Origin of the sequence: Thermotoga sp. RQ2 (assembly GCF_000019625.1) — a bacterium.
GTDB classification, from domain to species: Bacteria; Thermotogota; Thermotogae; order Thermotogales; family Thermotogaceae; genus Thermotoga; species Thermotoga maritima.
The window spans coordinates 121,771-138,290 of record NC_010483.1 but is presented as its reverse complement, the minus strand read 5'-3'; the positions used below and the strand labels follow the sequence as shown (position 1 = coordinate 138,290).

The 16,520-nt window shown below is 49.1% G+C and carries 20 protein-coding genes and 1 riboswitch; of the genes, 10 read left to right on the top strand and 10 right to left on the bottom strand.

Translation table 11 applies throughout. The annotated features are described in order from the left end of the window. Nucleotides 1-13: 13 nt before the first annotated feature. Together TRQ2_RS00725 and TRQ2_RS00720 are read right to left on the bottom strand one after the other, a co-directional pair. Complete coding sequence (locus TRQ2_RS00725) at nucleotides 14-811, bottom strand: family 1 encapsulin nanocompartment shell protein (protein ID WP_004080898.1); 798 nt, start codon at nucleotides 809-811, stop codon at nucleotides 14-16. Nucleotides 812-825: 14 nt separating this feature from the next. Then, nucleotides 826-1,170, bottom strand: coding sequence for an encapsulin-associated ferritin-like protein (locus tag TRQ2_RS00720; protein ID WP_004080895.1), 345 nt, complete (start codon nucleotides 1,168-1,170; stop codon nucleotides 826-828). A gap of 102 nt (nucleotides 1,171-1,272) precedes the next feature. Next, nucleotides 1,273-1,383, top strand: a riboswitch (TPP riboswitch). 50 nt (nucleotides 1,384-1,433) lie between these two features. On the opposite strand from TRQ2_RS00720, the gene TRQ2_RS00715 reads away from it, so the two are divergent. The 7 genes from TRQ2_RS00715 to TRQ2_RS00685 are packed head-to-tail and all read left to right on the top strand — an operon-like array spanning nucleotide 1,434 to nucleotide 7,196. Continuing rightward, on the top strand, nucleotides 1,434-2,180 hold the full coding sequence (locus TRQ2_RS00715; RefSeq protein ID WP_004080893.1) for a sulfide-dependent adenosine diphosphate thiazole synthase: 747 nt from the start codon (nucleotides 1,434-1,436) through the stop codon (nucleotides 2,178-2,180). A 4-nt stretch (nucleotides 2,181-2,184) separates the two neighbouring features. Next, on the top strand, nucleotides 2,185-3,459 hold the full coding sequence (thiC, locus tag TRQ2_RS00710) for a phosphomethylpyrimidine synthase ThiC (RefSeq protein WP_012310345.1): 1,275 nt from the start codon (nucleotides 2,185-2,187) through the stop codon (nucleotides 3,457-3,459). Further along, nucleotides 3,456-4,202 (top strand): sugar phosphate isomerase/epimerase, encoded by a 747-nt coding sequence (locus tag TRQ2_RS00705; protein ID WP_004080890.1) that lies wholly within the window; start codon nucleotides 3,456-3,458, stop codon nucleotides 4,200-4,202. The genes thiC and TRQ2_RS00705 overlap by 4 nt, the downstream gene beginning before the upstream one ends. After that, entirely contained in the window at nucleotides 4,202-5,398 is a 1,197-nt protein-coding gene (locus TRQ2_RS00700; RefSeq protein WP_004080887.1) for a thiamine-phosphate synthase family protein, read from the top strand. Before TRQ2_RS00705 ends, TRQ2_RS00700 begins: the two co-directional genes overlap by 1 nt. 4 nt (nucleotides 5,399-5,402) lie before the next feature. Beyond that, nucleotides 5,403-5,816, top strand: coding sequence for a preQ(1) synthase (queF, locus tag TRQ2_RS00695; protein WP_004080885.1), 414 nt, complete (start codon nucleotides 5,403-5,405; stop codon nucleotides 5,814-5,816). Beyond that, a complete protein-coding gene (locus tag TRQ2_RS00690; RefSeq protein ID WP_011942836.1) occupies nucleotides 5,800-6,438 on the top strand; it encodes a queuosine precursor transporter in 639 nt (212 codons plus the stop codon). The genes queF and TRQ2_RS00690 overlap by 17 nt, the downstream gene beginning before the upstream one ends. A 5-nt stretch (nucleotides 6,439-6,443) precedes the next feature. Further along, the gene (locus TRQ2_RS00685) at nucleotides 6,444-7,196 is read left to right on the top strand and encodes an ABC transporter ATP-binding protein (RefSeq protein ID WP_011942835.1); all 753 of its coding nucleotides are present in this window, start codon (nucleotides 6,444-6,446) and stop codon (nucleotides 7,194-7,196) included. A 40-nt stretch (nucleotides 7,197-7,236) separates the two neighbouring features. On the opposite strand, the gene TRQ2_RS00680 is transcribed toward TRQ2_RS00685, so the two are convergent. Next, nucleotides 7,237-8,466 carry an RNA-guided endonuclease TnpB family protein gene (locus TRQ2_RS00680; protein WP_011942834.1) on the bottom strand — a complete coding sequence of 410 codons (1,230 nt, stop codon included), beginning with the start codon at nucleotides 8,464-8,466 and terminating at the stop codon, nucleotides 7,237-7,239. A gap of 162 nt (nucleotides 8,467-8,628) precedes the next feature. Between TRQ2_RS00680 and TRQ2_RS00675 the strand changes: the two genes are divergently transcribed. Further along, complete coding sequence (locus TRQ2_RS00675; protein WP_238514455.1) at nucleotides 8,629-9,987, top strand: hypothetical protein; 1,359 nt, start codon at nucleotides 8,629-8,631, stop codon at nucleotides 9,985-9,987. Here the strand turns inward: TRQ2_RS00675 and TRQ2_RS09925 are convergent. Next, the gene (locus tag TRQ2_RS09925) at nucleotides 9,904-10,203 is read right to left on the bottom strand and encodes a hypothetical protein (RefSeq protein ID WP_238514454.1); all 300 of its coding nucleotides are present in this window, start codon (nucleotides 10,201-10,203) and stop codon (nucleotides 9,904-9,906) included. The two genes, TRQ2_RS00675 and TRQ2_RS09925, sit on opposite strands and share 84 nt — an antisense overlap. 53 nt (nucleotides 10,204-10,256) lie before the next feature. Continuing rightward, complete coding sequence (locus TRQ2_RS09920) at nucleotides 10,257-10,715, bottom strand: PfkB family carbohydrate kinase (RefSeq protein WP_238514453.1); 459 nt, start codon at nucleotides 10,713-10,715, stop codon at nucleotides 10,257-10,259. A gap of 49 nt (nucleotides 10,716-10,764) precedes the next feature. Between TRQ2_RS09920 and TRQ2_RS00665 the strand changes: the two genes are divergently transcribed. Next, nucleotides 10,765-11,781, top strand: coding sequence for a DUF1611 domain-containing protein (locus tag TRQ2_RS00665; protein ID WP_012310343.1), 1,017 nt, complete (start codon nucleotides 10,765-10,767; stop codon nucleotides 11,779-11,781). Beyond that, nucleotides 11,775-12,458, top strand: a complete 684-nt coding sequence (locus tag TRQ2_RS00660; RefSeq protein WP_012310342.1) for a 2-phosphosulfolactate phosphatase family protein — start codon at nucleotides 11,775-11,777, stop codon at nucleotides 12,456-12,458. Before TRQ2_RS00665 ends, TRQ2_RS00660 begins: the two co-directional genes overlap by 7 nt. Here TRQ2_RS00660 and fabD read toward each other — a convergent pair. From fabD to fabF, 5 genes are read right to left on the bottom strand one after another with little or no spacing between them, the layout of a single operon-like run. Further along, complete coding sequence (fabD, locus tag TRQ2_RS00655; RefSeq protein WP_011942829.1) at nucleotides 12,436-13,317, bottom strand: ACP S-malonyltransferase; 882 nt, start codon at nucleotides 13,315-13,317, stop codon at nucleotides 12,436-12,438. The genes TRQ2_RS00660 and fabD overlap by 23 nt on opposite strands. Next, a complete protein-coding gene (locus tag TRQ2_RS00650) occupies nucleotides 13,314-13,823 on the bottom strand; it encodes a biotin transporter BioY (RefSeq protein ID WP_011942828.1) in 510 nt (169 codons plus the stop codon). Before TRQ2_RS00650 ends, fabD begins: the two co-directional genes overlap by 4 nt. Further along, complete coding sequence (fabK, locus tag TRQ2_RS00645; RefSeq protein WP_011942827.1) at nucleotides 13,820-14,764, bottom strand: enoyl-[acyl-carrier-protein] reductase FabK; 945 nt, start codon at nucleotides 14,762-14,764, stop codon at nucleotides 13,820-13,822. The genes TRQ2_RS00650 and fabK overlap by 4 nt, the downstream gene beginning before the upstream one ends. Then, nucleotides 14,761-15,174, bottom strand: coding sequence for a 3-hydroxyacyl-ACP dehydratase FabZ (gene fabZ / locus TRQ2_RS00640; protein ID WP_004080862.1), 414 nt, complete (start codon nucleotides 15,172-15,174; stop codon nucleotides 14,761-14,763). Before fabZ ends, fabK begins: the two co-directional genes overlap by 4 nt. Further along, on the bottom strand, nucleotides 15,171-16,409 hold the full coding sequence (gene fabF, locus TRQ2_RS00635; RefSeq protein ID WP_012310341.1) for a beta-ketoacyl-ACP synthase II: 1,239 nt from the start codon (nucleotides 16,407-16,409) through the stop codon (nucleotides 15,171-15,173). The genes fabZ and fabF overlap by 4 nt, the downstream gene beginning before the upstream one ends. Nucleotides 16,410-16,520 lie beyond the last annotated feature (111 nt).

Below are 16,520 nucleotides of genomic sequence, written 5' to 3'. Positions count from 1 at the left end.
GGAGCGGACCAGATCAGAACTTTAGAAGAATCAAGGCCTCCGGGTTGACAACCTGGAAGGTGAACGTCTCCGTTATGAAAAGCCTCACCGCGTCTTTTTCCCTGTCTTCGTACCCTATCGAGAGATCCTGTCCAAGGATCAATTTGAAATCCCCTCCACGCTCAGAAACGACGAGGGCATCCTCGATTCTCGGTGTGGTTATGATCTTGCCACCCCTGAGGCATTCTTCCACTCTCTTCTCGAGGGGGTAATGCCCTGCCTCTTCCTTCAGGAAGTTGATCCATCTGTCCGTGTTTATGACGAGTGTGTAAGGGCCCTCTATACCATCTTTTGAGAAGATCGAAAGAGCCCTCACTATGGCTTCGAGGAGGTCTTTCGGTGTGCTTCCACATTCGATTTTCCTCTCTTCGAAGGAAAGAAGGCCTTTAACACCCGATTTTTCACATCCTCTGAATATCACTTCGTCTTCAAATTCCGCAACCTTTCTCACCGTTTCTTCTAAGCTGGAAAGATCCACGTTCGGTTTTCCTCTCTCGAGGTTGTCGAGTTCCCACAGATCGAGAGTGAACGTTGCCCTCAGTTCGATGAGCGGCAGAGACTTCCTCAATCCCCACTTCACCACTTCGTTCTCGTCTGAAAGCACCTCAACTTCCCCGAGTGGATGGGCAGCGTACTCCCAGCCGTAGGGACCTTCCACATCGACGAATTTCCTTCCGTAGAGCTGTGTTTTGAAGATCTCTCTTGCTCTGTTGTCTATCTCCTGCCACTGTTTTTCTGTCAGAGGAGCAAAGGATCTTTTCAGAAATTCCATGTTCACCACCCCTTTCAGAGCTTCCTTATGCCGAGGTCTCCACCCGTGTTTTCTGATCCACCGGACGTTTCTTCTTCGATTTCTGTGATCGGCTTGTCCGTGAACAGGTAAGTTCTGAGTGCCTCATCCCAGCCGGGCATGTTCCTTCTCAGCCACTCAAGTAGCATTGCTGCGTGCTCCATCTCCTCGTCTCTGTTGTGTTCGAGTATTTTTCTCACGGTTTCGTCTTTCGTGGTGACAACCCTCTGATGGTACCAGGCGACCGCCTCTATCTCTTCTTTCAGGCTGTTCAGAGCTCTCACGAAATCCCTGTCCTTCCCCGTGAGTTCGGAAACTGGTTCGTGGTACTGATCTGCCATTTCCTTTCACCTCCGTTGAACGCTTTCTAAAATGAAACCTCCATTTAAATTGTATCACACAAAAATCCTTTAAAATTGAGGTTGAAAAAATGAATATCGAAAACCTTCCCCAGGGGGAGCTCCTATTCCGGGGCTGAGAGGAGGACGGAAGTCCTCGACCCCAAGAACCTGATCCGGGTAATGCCGGCGGAGGGATCGGGGAAGGAGGAAATAAAAAACCTCCGCTCGGCGGAGGTTTTTATTTTTACTAAGGAGGTGTGTCTATGAGAGATGTGTTGATCTCCAGACTCATCGTTGAGAGGTATTTTGAAAAACTCAGAAATAGTCTGGAGCTGGATGTTGCGATCGTGGGAGCGGGACCGAGCGGTCTCACGGCAGCGTACGAGCTGGCAAAGAATGGTTTCAGAGTGGCCGTGTTCGAAGAGAGAAACACCCCGGGAGGCGGTATCTGGGGTGGAGGAATGATGTTCAACGAGATCGTGCTGGAGAAAGAACTCGAGAACTTTCTGAAGGAGGTAGAAATCGAATACGAAGTGAAAGAAGACCACATAGTGGTGGATTCCGTGCATTTCGCTTCGGGACTTCTCTACAGAGCAACGAAGGCAGGAGCCATTGTCTTCAACAACGTTTCGGTTGAAGATGTGGCGGTCCAGAACGGTAGGGTCTGTGGAGTGGTGGTGAACTGGGGTCCAACGGTGAGACTCGGGTTGCACGTCGACCCCATAACAGTGAAGGCTTCGTTCGTTGTGGATGGCACCGGTCACCCCGCGAACGTGGTTTCACTTCTTGCAAAGAGAGGTCTCGTAGAGATGAAAACAGAATTTCCTATGGACGCCGATGAAGCGGAAAAATTCGTGGTAGATAACACCGGTGAGATCTTCCCGGGGCTTCTCGTCTCAGGGATGGCGGTCTGCGCTGTTCACGGCGGACCGAGGATGGGTCCCATCTTCGGTGGAATGATTCTGTCCGGTCAGAAAGTGGCGAGAATCGTGAGTGAAAGGTTGAGGTGATATCATGACCCAGATGGAAATGGCCAGAAAGGGTGTTGTTTCCGACGAGATGAAAAAGGTGGCGGAGTACGAGGGAGTGGATGTCGAGATCGTCAGGCAAAAACTTGCGGAAGGCAGAGCGGTTCTTCCAAAGAACAAACTCCACAGGATAGAAAGGCCAATGATCGTTGGAGAAGGTTTCAGTGTGAAGGTGAACGCGAACATAGGAACCTCCCAGGGATTTTCTTCGCTCGAAGAGGAAAAGGAAAAGGCAAGGGTAGCGATAGAATACGGTGCTGACTCCCTCATGGTTCTTTCCACGTGGGGAGACCTGAGGGAGATCAGAAGGGCCATCGTGGAGATGTCGCCCGTTCCAGTTGGTTCGGTGCCCATATACGATTCCGCCGTGAGGAGTTACCAGATGAAAAAGAACGTGGTGGATTTTTCGGAGAAGGACTTCTTCGATATGGTCATAGCACACGCGGAAGATGGCATAGACTTTATGACGATCCACGTCGGTGTGACGAGAAGGGTGCTTGATAGGATAAAAAGTTCAAGGCGGGTTTTGAAGATCGTGAGCAGAGGAGGAGCGATCATCGCGGGATGGATGATAAAGAACAACAGGGAAAATCCGTTCTACGAACACTTCGATGAACTCTTGGACATTGCAAAAGACTACGATATCACTCTGAGTCTTGGCGACGGCATGAGACCCGGAGCTGTGGTGGATGCGAGCGACGCCCAGCAGTTCGAAGAGCTGTTCGTGATGGGGGAACTCGTGGAGAAAGCGAGGGAAAAAGGGGTCCAGGTGATGCTGGAAGGGCCGGGGCACGTTCCACTGAACGAGGTGGAGATGAACGTGAGGCTCATGAAAAAGATCGGAAAAGGAGCCCCCATCTTCCTTCTGGGACCTCTTCCAACGGACAGAGCCATGGGCTACGATCACATAGCCTGCGCGATAGGTGGTGCGCTGGCTGGCTACTACGGAGCCGATTTCCTCTGTTATGTAACTCCTTCAGAGCACATCTCGCTTCCGGATGTTGAAGACGTGAGAGAAGGTGTGATAGCCTCTAAGATAGCGGCTATTGTCGCGGATGTGGCGCGCGGAAACAAAAAAGCCTGGGAGCTTGAGAAAAAGATGGCCCTCGCAAGAAAGAACTTCGACTGGGAGACGATGTTCAGCCTTTCGCTGGGAAAGGACGTTGCGAAGAAGAAATACGAGGAAAGACCGTACCCCGACAAAGGCTGTTCTATGTGTGGACCATTCTGTGCGATAAAGATAGCGGAGGAGTTCTCTTGAGAAAAGGTGTATCCACGAGCATCATAAGAAGCAATCCCGATCTGCTTGAAGCACTCCCGAAAGCAGAACTTTACGAACTGGGTTTTTTCAAGGCGGAAGACCTCGAGAAGGTCCTCCGCTTTTTTCACGACAAAAATTTTGGAATCCACGCTCCTTTCATCTACAGGTACAGATACCACCATCCGAATCCGACCTCTCTGAACGAGGAAGAAAGAGAGGACACCTTTTCTGTGAACAAAAAATGCGCTGAGCTTGCCAGGAAGATCGGCGCAGAATACATGATAATTCACTTCCCAAATGCCCTTCAGAAAGAAAACTGGCTTTCTGTTTACAGAGAGGTGGAGAGAGAATTCTCCGAGCTTGCGGGTGTCATCAGCGTTCGAGTGGAGAACGTTTATGGAAACGATCATTTCCACTCCGCTGAAGATTACAGGACCTTTCTTGAAAACACAGGTTGTAAGATGTGCGTTGACATCGGCCATCTTCTTCTAGACGCTGAGGTTTACGGTTTTTCTCCCATCGAATTCATAGAAAAACTCTCTGATTTTGTAGAAGAATTTCACATTTACTACGCGGATTTCGAAACCTACAAAAAATGCCATCACGCTCCCTGGGGTGAATCGAAAGAGTTTCTTGAAGTGCTGGAGTTCATAAAGGATTTCGACGCGGATTTCGTTCTGGAGCCGACACCGGAATGTGAAGAAGGTCTGGAAAAACTCTTCGAATACTGGAGGGATCTCTAATGGTTCTTGTAGTTGCGGGTTTCGATCCTTCGGGAGGTGCGGGGATAATTCAAGATGTGAAGGTTCTCTCGGCTCTCGGTGTGAAAACTCATGCGGTGATCTCAGCTCTGACCGTGCAGAACGAAAACCGGGTGTTTTCAGTGAACTTCAGAGACTGGGAAGAAATGAGAAAAGAAATAGAAGTCCTGACACCTCCGCGGGTGATAAAGGTAGGACTCTCTGCACCGGAGACGGTGAAAAGACTGAGGGAAATGTTCCCGGATTCAGCGATCGTCTGGAACGTGGTACTCGAATCGTCCTCGGGTTTCGGGTTTCAGGATCCGGAGGAAGTGAAGAAATTCGTGGAATACGCTGACTACGTGATCTTGAACAGTGAAGAAGCGAAAAAACTCGGCGAATACAATAACTTCATCGTCACTGGCGGGCACGAAAAAGGCAACACGGTGAAAGTGAAATATAGAGATTTCGTTTTTGAAATTCCCAGAGTTCCTGGAGAGTTCCATGGAACAGGTTGTGCCTTTTCCAGTGCCGTTTCGGGATTTTTAGCGATGAGCTATCCGGTGGAAGAGGCCATCAGATCCGCCATGGAACTTTTGAAAAAAATTCTTGAAAGATCCTCAGGTGTGGTGGAGACGGAAAAACTCCTTCGGGACTGGTACAGGTACGACACTCTGAACACACTCGATGAGATTCTTCCAGAGTTCCTCGAGATCGGCCATCTCACGGTGCCGGAGGTGGGGCAGAACGTTTCCTACGCTCTCCCGTGGGCGAAGAACGAATTCGAGGTGGGAAAGTTCCCCGGAAGGATAAGACTCAAAGAAGGAAAAGCGGTGGCGGTGTCCTGTGCTTCTTTCAAAGACAGATCTCACACGGCACGTATGGCTGTCACGATGATGAGGTATCATCCTCATATGAGGTGTGTGGTGAACGTTCGCTACGAAAGAGAGTACGTTGAAAGGGCAAAGAAAAGAGGGTTGAAGGTTTTCCACTACGATCGGTCGAAAGAGCCGAAGGAGGTTCAGGAGAAAGAGGGGCAGTCCATGGTGTGGATGATCGAACAGGCGATAGCGGAGTTGAAATCACCTCCAGATGTGATATATGATGAAGGTTGGTGGGGAAAAGAAGCGATGATAAGGGTGTTCGGAAGAAATCCAAAAGAGGTTCTTGAAAAAATAAAACTCATGGTAAGGGAGTGATCCTATGCCGAAGGCAGAGGGAAGGATCTTCGACTTCAAAGGGCACGATGCGATAAGGACAGACTTTCTCGAAGCGATCGATTTCGATGGAAAAGACGAGTACATAAAGATAGAGACCGACGAGTTCTCCGCAGTCTGTCCCTTCTCCGGTCTTCCAGACATCGGGAGAGTGATCATAGAGTATTACCCGGACGGTGGAAAGATCGTCGAACTCAAATCTTTGAAGTACTACTTCGTCAGCTTCAGAAACGTTGGTATATACCAGGAAGAAGCAACGAAGAGAATCTACGAAGATTTGAAGAATCTTCTCAAAACCGACCGAATCAGGGTCACGGTGATCTACAACATAAGGGGTGGCATAAAGACAACCACTCAGATGGGTTCACTGGAGGGGAAAAAGAGTGGAGAAGTCGAATGAAAAGCTCATTCTCCTGACGGGAATATTCGTCTCTGCTTTGACCATATCCAACGTGATCGCAGGAAAACTGGTGAACATAGGGCCTTTCCTTGTCCCGGTGGCGGTTTTGTGTTACCCTATCACGTTCGCCGTAACGGATATCGTATCGGAAGTCTATGGGAAAAGAACAGCCCAGAAGATGGTCTGGACGGGATTCTTCACGTCTCTGATCTTGGTGATCTACTCCCAGATTGCGGTTTTCTATCCTCCCGCTTCCATCTTTGCGAACAATGAGGCCTTCGTGAAGGTTTTTGGATCAACTCCGAGGATCGTGCTCGCAAGTATTCTGGCTTACATCATTTCACAAACTCACGACGTCTGGGCCTTCCACTTTTGGAAGAAAGTCACCAGAGGATCACACCTGTGGCTCAGAAACAACCTGTCCACGATGGTCTCCCAGTTCATAGACACGCTCACCTTCATCACCGTGGCGTTCGCTGGAACGATTCCAGGGAACGTGCTTGTTCAGATGATCTTTTCCCAGTACGTGGTGAAGCTGATCATGGCACTGATCGACACACCCTTTGTGTATCTTGGGGTGAAACTGATCAGCGGCCAGTGGACAGTGAAAGAAGGGAGCTGATTTCTTTGATAGTTGCAAGGGGGCTAACCAGGAAGTTCGGGGATTTCACCGCGGTCGATCACATCGATCTTTCGGTGAGGCCGGGGGAGATATACGGCTTTTTGGGACCGAACGGTGCGGGGAAAACCACCACAATAAAGATGCTCACCGGAGTTTTGAAACCAACGGAAGGAGAAGTGGAAATCCTCGGCATGAAAATGAGCACCCACGAGATCGAGATAAAGAAGAGTATCGGTGTGATACCGGACGAGCCAAAGATCTATTCGCATCTGACGGGGAAGGAGTTTCTGGATTTCATCATCGAGATCTACGATCTGAAAGAAGAAGAGATCGATAAGAGGATAGCGGAGCTCTGCGAAGCCTTCAAAGTGGATTACCTCGGAAAAAGAGTAGGTGAGATGTCCCACGGTATGAAACAGAAGCTCATGCTGGTCAGCGTTTTCATGAGGAGGCCGAGAGTGATATTTCTCGATGAACCGACGGTAGGGCTCGATGCGAAGAGTGCAAGGATATTGAAACTCCTTTTGAGAAAGTACGCTGACGAGGGAGCCGCAATATTTCTCACCACCCACATATTGGAGATCGCAGAAAAGATGTGCGATAGGATAGGCATTATAAACAAAGGCAGACTGATAGCGGAAGGTACCATGGAAGAGCTCAGAAAGCTCGCCGGTCAGAAAGAAGCCAGTCTGGAGGATCTGTTCCTCCAGCTCACCGCGGAGGGAGAAGAGATAGAAGAGATCATGAAGGAGCTGTGAAAGTCAGCTGCCCTCCCCCTGAAGGAGGGCTTGCTCTACCTCACGAGGAGGGAGCATTAGGCCGGCTGACATCGGCCCTTAAGAGATTTTCAAGATTGACCTGCTGGTCTTTGGCAAGAACTTTTAGAGCTATGTTGATTGCACCAACTATGTCTGCGTGTTCTTCGTAGCCGCAGTTTTGACATATAAAACGCTCTCCATGGTCTGGTCTGTTTTCTTTAGAGACGTGACCACACACAGGACATGTCTGAGATGTATATGCTGGATCGACCTTCTCGGACTGAACTCCATAGTAGAGCTTTGATTTGTACTCTATCTTCTGCTGAAGACTTGCAAATGGCCATTGCTCTGACTGTCTTCTTGCTTCCTTGTCTTTACCACGGTAGGTGATTCTGTTGGCTTTGATGTAAGTAAGGTCTTCGAGAACGAACTTGGCACCAGGATGGTTTGTGATGAGCTTTTTTGCAATGATGTGCAGTACGTTCTCAGTGAACCGTTTCTCTCGCCTGCTGATCCTGGCAAGTTTTCTCTTAGCAGAGCGAGTGCCTTTTGACATGAGCTCAGAGCGCAGACGCTGATAGTGTTGTTTTCTTTGTTTGAACTCTTCAGGAAGGTCTATCAAATACCTGGTGCCTCTGGTAGAAGCAACAGCAACAATGTGTCTTTCTCCAACGTCAACACCGACGATTTCTTTCGGTGGCTGCTCCTGAACTTCAAGTGTTACGGGAACAAGCAAGAAAAAGGTTTTGGATGATTTGTCGTAAGTCAGTATCGGATCGCCGATCTTGCCAGACTCGAGGTACTCAAAGTGTTTGGACCAGCCTTTCATCGGGATCCATTTGATTCGTCCTTGAAGCGTGGACAAAGAAGCATGCCACTCTCCGTTGACTTTTTTGAAGCTTGCAGTTCGGTTGTATGTGTATTTGACGATCAGGCTCTTTCGCTTCGGTGGTTTATCCCAGAATTTCTTGACTGCTTTCGAATCGGGTTTTCGACGCTTGAGTTCTTTGAACTGAGCCCAGAGAGTTTTGTACATTGCAGAAACGTCTCTGTTCACATTGATGGCTATTTGAGCTGGAAGGCTGAACTTTTCACGAATTGTGCTGTAGTAAAGTCTATGGAGCTTTTTAACGTTCGTCGATTTATCCTTGAAGTTTTGTTCGAGCACATAGTTGACGGCGTTTGTGTAAGCCGTCGCAATATCCAGGAACTGCTGTTTTTGGTCTTTGCTAAGTTCAAGTTTGAATCTACAGGTCAGAGTTACAGTCATTTGTTCAATCACCTCGTCTATATATTAACACTATTGAATCTGGAGGTGGTACACATGTCTGCTTCCTCCCAATCCCCTAAAGGGGATGGGTCTCCGCAGACAATTTCTATGAGAAAACTTTCTGTTTTGCTCAGATACGCTCCGGCTCGTGGGAGGAAAGGGTTGTACTCTGTTCTCATCTCCGTTTTGATGACAGGTTTTCTGTTCTACTCGCTCATGGGGAACAATTTCAAAGCGATACTCGAAGAGTTCGGAGAAGAAGCCTTCTCTGCTTCACTTTCTTTTTCGACCACCATGTTTTCTGTGATGTTTCTTCTCGGTGTGTCTTTTTATCTTTCCAATTCGTTCGTTCTGGAGGGAGAGATCGAGTTTCTGCTCACCCTTCCCATTGAAAGGAGCACGATAGTGATCTATCAGCTGTTGATATCCCTCTTCTATCAGTTCTTCATTCTCATAATGATGGTTCTTAATTTCCTCATGTATTCTCTTTTGATGAACAACTGGATGCCCTTCGTCACCGGAGTGTTTCACACCGTTTTTCTGCTCCTCGGGGGAGCCATTCTTTCAGTTCTGTTTGGAAGACTCTTGAGAACCTCGCTGTCACGGAAGCTTTACTCGCTGATTCAACTTCTTGCCGTGTTCCTGTTTCTGATACTCGTCAACCTCCCTGATTTCTCCGTATCTTTTGGAAGATGGTTCATCTCAAACTGGAACGTTTTCGCGTACGCTGTTTTTTCAAGGGAAAATCCGATCTTTCTTCTCTATGAAATTCTGATATGTCTTGGAACTTTCCTCGTCTTTCGGGTGATCTCCAGAACCGTCATGTTCGAACCTGTCCTGCGTAAAGAAAGAATGCCCGCTGAAAAACCCACGAGGTTTCCGGGTAAGGGGTTTTTCAAGAAGGATCTCATCACGCTCCTCCGGGAAGAAAGATCGCTCTACCTTCTTTTGTACCCAATCGGTTTTGGTGTTCTCATGACGTTCGTTGGAAGTCCCGATTTTGGGTTGATCTTTGCAATTGGTATCGCAGCGCTCTACAATGCGACGATGAGCGCTATGCTGTGGAGAAAGGAAATGGAAGTGTGGCCGCTTCCGAAGGTTTTACCCGTCAAGACGAGTGAAGTGATGATTTCGAAGATACTCGTTTCATCTCTGCTGAACTCGGCTGTCGTTTCTGCTTTTGTGATCTTTTTAGCGGTTTATCAGAAGCAGGTGTTCTACATTTTCTTCGCACCGGCGGGTTTGAGTCTGTTTCTTTTCGTCTCGGCTCTTGGGCTACTTCTTTCTAAATGGGAAAAAACTGGAAGCCTCACGAATCCGGCGAAGGTCTTTTCTGGTCCTGAAATACTCCTTCTGCAGCTTGTGGCCATAGGGGTTGTCGGTGTGCTCGGATACGCTCTTTCAACGGGTTCTCACCTGATGTTCTTCTCGATCCTGTTAGCCACCGTGGTGGGAAGCGTCTTTGGATTCATCTGGGCATTCAAGCGTATCGTCTTTCGCGCTGAGCGGCTCGAGGAATGAGATCCTCTCAAAGGGGGTCACATTTTCTTTTTGACCGAGAATCTGAGAGCACTTCACGGCTTCTTCGAGAATTTCTTTCTTAGACTTTCCAAGGAGAAGATGGTGCACGAAGACGATGTCGAACAGATCTCCCAGTCCGATCGAGTGAGGATAGGAAATGCCGTTTCCTGGAACGTACACTTCTCCCCATCTTGCCCCTTTCGAACCCATCTTCACAACGTCGCACCTTCTGAAAGAACACTCGCGTTCGTTTCCTATCACGAGCGCGTTCAAATCGGTGGTGGCGAATCTTGCCCTGGTCCCACGTCCAGAATCACGTTTTTGGTGTTTTCACAGATCTTTCTTATCGTTTTTTCTGAAATCTCTCCAGTCACGAAAACAAGGTCGTATTCGCTCAAAGAAGGCAGTTTCATCTCTTTTCTGTTCACACCCGGGTCAACAGCGAGGGGCTTGTCGTTGTGGGCGATGAAGATTCCAGTTTTTCCACCCTGAATGGTGAACATGTGTGAAGTGTCAAAACTTGCCTTTTTCAGGATTTCTGTTGTTTGTTTTCCTCTCCAGTCATCCCCGATGTTCGAGTAGAAGTCAACGGTGTGACCCAAAAGAAACAGGCCATAGGCCACGTTGAGGCCGGATCCTCCCGGTGATTCCTTTATGGTCGAAGAGTGTGGATTCTCACCGAAGATGAAGATATCCCAGAAAGTACCACCCACAACGGCTATCTTCAAAACGGAAACCTCCCATGGTAGAATCTTTTAAAAAACGGAGGGAAAGAGAATGGATCTCTGGAAATTATACCAGCCCGGCACACCAGCGGCGATCGTGGCGTGGGGACAGCTGGGAACACCTCATGCCAAAACTACCTACGGACTTCTAAGGCACAGCAGACTCTTCAAACCCGTTTGTGTAGTTGCGGAACACGAAGGGAAAATAGCGAGTGACTTTGTGAAGTCCATTCGATACGACGTGCCCGTGGTCTCCTCTGTTGAAAAGGCGAAAGAAATGGGAGCTGAGGTTCTGATAATTGGAGTGTCGAACCCTGGTGGATATCTGGAAGAGCAGATAGCGACACTCGTAAAAAAAGCACTCTCGCTCGGTATGGATGTCGTTTCTGGTCTTCATTTCAAAATCTCACAGCAAACAGAATTTCTGAAGATTGCCCATGAAAACGGTGCGAGAATAATAGACGTTCGCATTCCACCCCTCGAGCTCGACGTTCTCAGGGGAGGTATATACCGAAAGAAGATAAAAGTCGTCGGTGTATTCGGAACTGACTGCGTGGTGGGTAAAAGGACCACCGCTGTTCAGCTCTGGGAAAGAGCTCTGGAGAAGGGGATCAAAGCGGGTTTTCTCGCAACAGGACAGACAGGGATCCTCATAGGAGCGGATGCGGGGTACGTGATCGACGCTGTTCCCGCGGATTTCGTTTCCGGTGTGGTGGAAAAAGCTGTTCTGAAACTCGAAAAAACGGGAAAAGAGATCGTCTTCGTGGAGGGACAAGGAGCCCTGAGACATCCCGCTTACGGCCAGGTCACCCTCGGTCTTCTGTACGGTTCCAATCCTGACGTGGTTTTCTTGGTACACGATCCGAGCAGAGACCATTTTGAATCTTTCCCGGAAATTCCAAAAAAACCGGATTTTGAAGAAGAAAGAAGGTTGATAGAGACTCTCTCTAACGCGAAGGTGATAGGTGGGGTGTCTCTCAACGGAAAATTTGAAACGGATCTTCCTGTTTACGATCCGTTCAACAAAGAAGACCTCGACGAGATGCTGGAGAGGGCAATGGTATGGTAGACGTTGTAATGGCACCATGCTCACCTGTGGAGTGTAGAACGGCGGTTGTGATAGATGTTCTGAGGGCAACTAGCACCATTGTGACCGCTCTTTCGAACGGTGCTTCTGGTGTGATACCCGTGAAAACCATCGAAGAGGCTCTGGAGAAGAAAAAAGAAGGTGTTCTGATCTGTGGAGAGAGAAACGCACAAAAACCAAAAGGATTCGACCTTGGAAATTCCCCTCTAGAATACAGGAAGGAAAAGATATCAGGAAAAACCATCGTTCTCACGACCACAAACGGCACTCAGGTGATAGAGAGAATCAGAAGTGAAGAGATAATAGCGGCTTCTTTTTTGAATTTGTCAGCGGTCGTTGAGTATTTGAAAAGCAAAGAAGACATACTGCTCGTGTGTGCTGGAACGAACGGCAGATTCTCCCTGGAAGATTTTCTACTCGCTGGCGCGGTAGTGAAGAGGCTAAAGCGAAACGATCTTGGGGACGGCGCTCGCGCGGCGGAGAGGTATTTTGAGTCTGTGGAAAACACAAGGGAGGAGATCAAAAAACACTCCTCCCACGCGAAAAGGCTGATTTCCCTTGGGTTCGAAAAAGATGTTGAATTCTGCACGACTGAGGATCTTTTCAAGACAGTACCTACCCTCGTGAACGGTGTGTTCATTCTGAAAGAATTTCCGTGAAGTGCTTTGCGTTCGCTCCCATTCTTCTACACAGGTTTTTCAAAACGGTCTTTGGACCAACTTCAATGAACTCGGTTACTCCCATTTCCTTCATGGTGTCAACCGACTGTTTCCACAGAACCGGCCCTGTGATCTGTTCGATTATGTTTCTCTTTATCTCTTCAGGATTTTCCGTTGGTTTTGCTGTCGAGTTCATAACGATGGGCCATCTCGGCTTTTTGAAGTCCACCTTCTCCACTTCTTCCTTCATTTTCTCCCTGGCGTACTCCAGAAACGGTGTGTGAAACGGGCTTGAAACCATGAGTTCCACGACGCGACGGGCCCCCTTATCTTTGAGAATCTCCATTGCCTTTTCCACCGATTCCTTCAACCCACTGATCACAACCTGATCGTGGGAGTTGTAGTTTGCTATGTAAACTCCTTCGATAGAGTTCACCACTTCCTCTATGTTTTCAATGTTGAGTCCTATGACAGCGGCCATCGTTCCTTTTCCCGGTTCCAGTGCCTTCGACATGTACTCTCCCCTTTTTCTCACAAGATAAAGCCCCGTCTCGAAATCGTAGACCCCTGCCACTGCCAGGGCGGTGTACTCTCCGAGGCTGTGTCCTGCCACAACATCGGGCAGGATACCTCTCTTTTCCAATTCGAGAAAAGCGATGTAACTCGTTATGTAGATCGAAGGCTGGGCGTTCTCTGTGAGTTTCAGTGTTTCTTCGTCACCGTTCATGATCTCCGTGATATCAAAGCCCAGTACCTTTTTCGCTCTTTCGAATATTTCTTTCGAAGACTCGTAAACGGAAAAGTCCTTCGCCATTCCAGAGTACTGCGATCCCTGTCCGGGAAAGACAAACGCTTTCACCGTTCCACCTCCAGTTTCTTGAGCCTCAGCGCTATCAAGGCAGCAACGACCAGTTTTATCAGATCGAACCAGACGAAGGGAACGAATCCCACGGAAATTGCCTTCCTGATGTCGTGAACGTAGAAGTTCAATACAAAGACACCGAGCGCATAGATGATGCAGAGCCCCGCTACTCCGGAAGCGAGATACCAGGCGAAACTTTCCTTCTTTTCAGCCAGAAGGCCGATCACGAACGCTCCGAGGATGAATCCGAAGAGGTACCCACCAGTTGGCCCCACAAGGACCTGCGCACCACCTTTGAAATTCGCAAAGACGGGAAGTCCCATGGCTCCAAGCAGAACGTACGTTGCGACTGCAAGAGTTCCGTATTTCTTTCCCAGAACGTATGCTGAAAGAAAGACGAAGAACACCTGAAGGGTAAAGGGAACAGGCCCCAGAGGGATCGAGATCCATGCCCCCACCACGATGAGAGCTGTGAAAATCCCTGCCTTTACGAGCTGTTTCATCCTCCAATGTACCCCCTCAGCTTCTCCACCGTTTCTTTGAACTCCTTCAGGATATCCTCTATGATCTGCTTCACCGGTTTTATCTCATCGATCAAACCGGCGCTCTGTCCTACCATGAAGGATCCTCTCTCCAGATCGCCTTCAACAACCGCTCTTCTGAGACTTCCCACCAGCATTTCTTCAGCCTGCATGGGGTTTTCAAACTCCATCTCCTGGATCTTCCTCGCAAAGGGAGTTCTGAGAACGCGCGCGGGGTGTCCAAGTTTGGCTCCCGTCACAACGGTGTCTCTTATGGAGGCCTTGACGATCTTTTCTTTGTAAACCGGGTGCACGTCGCTTTCTACACTCGCCACAAACCTGGTTCCCATCTGAACGGCTTCCGCTCCGAGTGCGAAGGCTGCTGCCATACCTCTTCCGTCGGCGATGCCTCCCGCTGCGATCACGGGGATGTTCACACTCCTGGAGACTTTGTTGACGAGAACGAAGGTTGTGACTTCACCTATGTGTCCACCGGACTCCATCCCTTCCGCTATCACCGCATCCGCTCCCGCTCTTTCCACCATCTTTGCCAGAGAGTCGGAAGCGACAACGGGTATCACCTTTGTTCCGTTTTCCTTGAGTTCCCTTATGTACTTCGTTGGATTTCCCGCACCGAACGTGACGACGGGTACTTTCTCTTCTATGCACACCTTGACGAGATCGTCTGCCCACGGAGACACGAGGATTATGTTCACACCGAAAGGTTTGTCTGTCTTCTGTTTGAGCTCGGAGATCGCTTTCCTCAGGTCGTCCGGTTTCATGGCTCCGGATCCGATGATTCCAAGTCCTCCTGCTTCCGATACCGCTGCTGCGAGGGTGGGAGTTCCCGCCCAGGCCATTCCACCCATGAGGATTGGATGCTCTATTTCCAGAAGATCTGTCACTCTTGTTCTCACGGTCATTTCTTTTTCACCCCCAGCAAAAGCCTGGCTTTCGCCACGATTTTGTCATCGACCTTTGCAACTCCTTCCACCTGAACCGTGCCGAGTTTTTCACCGAGCTTTCTCACTTCGTAGATCAGCCTGTCACCCGGACGTACCTCCTTTTTGAAACGCGCTTCGTCTATTCCAAGAAACAGGGGAATTCCTTCTACACTCTTCAAAAGGAGAATTCCAGCGGTCTGAGCAAGGCCCTCTACGATGAGAACACCCGGGTATATCGGATACTCCGGGAAATGCCCCTGAAAGACGGGATCGGAAATGCTGATGTTCTTGAAGGCGACGATTCTGTCTTCTGATTCTTCTATCACGCCGTCAACGAGGAGAAATGGATACCTGTGCGGAAGGATCGACTTCACGTAATCTATGTTCATGATTCATACCTCCCCACCACGATGGACACGTTGTGCCCGCCGAAACCGAAGGAGTTCTTTATAAAGTTTTTGATCTCCATCTGAACGGGCTCTTTACCAACAAGACCGGTTCCTTTCGCTTCGTCGATCGGATTGTCAAGGTTCGGCATGCCGTGGACGAAAGAGTTCTGCATCTGAAGGATGGCAAGAACGAGTTCGGAAGCACCGGCAGCACCAAGGAGATGTCCTATAAGGGCTTTCGAAGAGTTTATGGCGACGTTCTTTACATGTTCTCCAAGGACTTTCTTTATCGCTTTGAGTTCCGCTTCATCACCTGCTGGTGTGCTTGTGGCGTGACAGCTCATGTAGTCGATGTCTTCGACAGCCAGACCGGATTCTTTCAGGGCGAGTTTCATGGCTTCTGCTGCCCCTCTGCCCTCCGGATCTGGAGCGCTGAAGTGGTACGCGTCGTCCGTCATACCCACTCCCTTGATCTCCGCGAGAATTTTCGCTCCTCTCGATTTTGCCACTTCCTCGGCTTCGAGTATGAGAACCGCACCGCCTTCACCCATCACAAAGCCGTCTCTGTCTTTATCGAACGGACGGGAAGCACGCTTTGGATCGTCGTTCCTCCTTGAGAGTGCTCTCATGTTGGCAAACCCGGTGATGGGAAGTGGAGCAATCGTTGCCTCGGTTCCCCCGACGACTGCCACATCCGCGTACCCGTGTCTTATGAGGAGAGCACCGAGAGCCACCGCGTGGAGAGAAGAAGCACAGGCGCTCACAGAAGAGAAGTTCGGTCCTTTCAGTCCGTATTCCATTGCAACGACACCGGAAGCCATGTCGATGAGGATCATCGGAATCAAGAACGGACTGACTCTGCCTGGACCCTGACTCAGGAATTTGTTGTTCTCGCTGTCGAGCGTCAGAAATCCTCCCATGCCGGATCCTATGATGGTGGCCGTCCTGTCGGCGTACGACTCGAAGTTTATACCGGCGTCTTCCACGGCTTCTTTCGTGCTGACCAGAGCGAAGTGAACGAAGCGATCTGTTCTTTTGACTAATTTCGGATTTATGTACTCCTCCGGTTTGAAATCTCTCACCTCTGCGGCGATCTGGACGGGAAGGTTAGAAGCATCAAAAGAAGATATTCGATCTATCATTACTTTGGTTTCTCTAAGCCCTTCTAAATTTTTCTCTTTTCCAACACCAAAGGGACTCACGATCCCCATACCCGTGATAACTACCCGCTTCAAAATACCACCTCCTGACAAAAAAATCTGGCATGATTATACCATAATCTCACATCGGGTTACAATCCCGATGTGCTCTCATGTTAAGGAAATGAGAAATTTACTCTCCAGGTG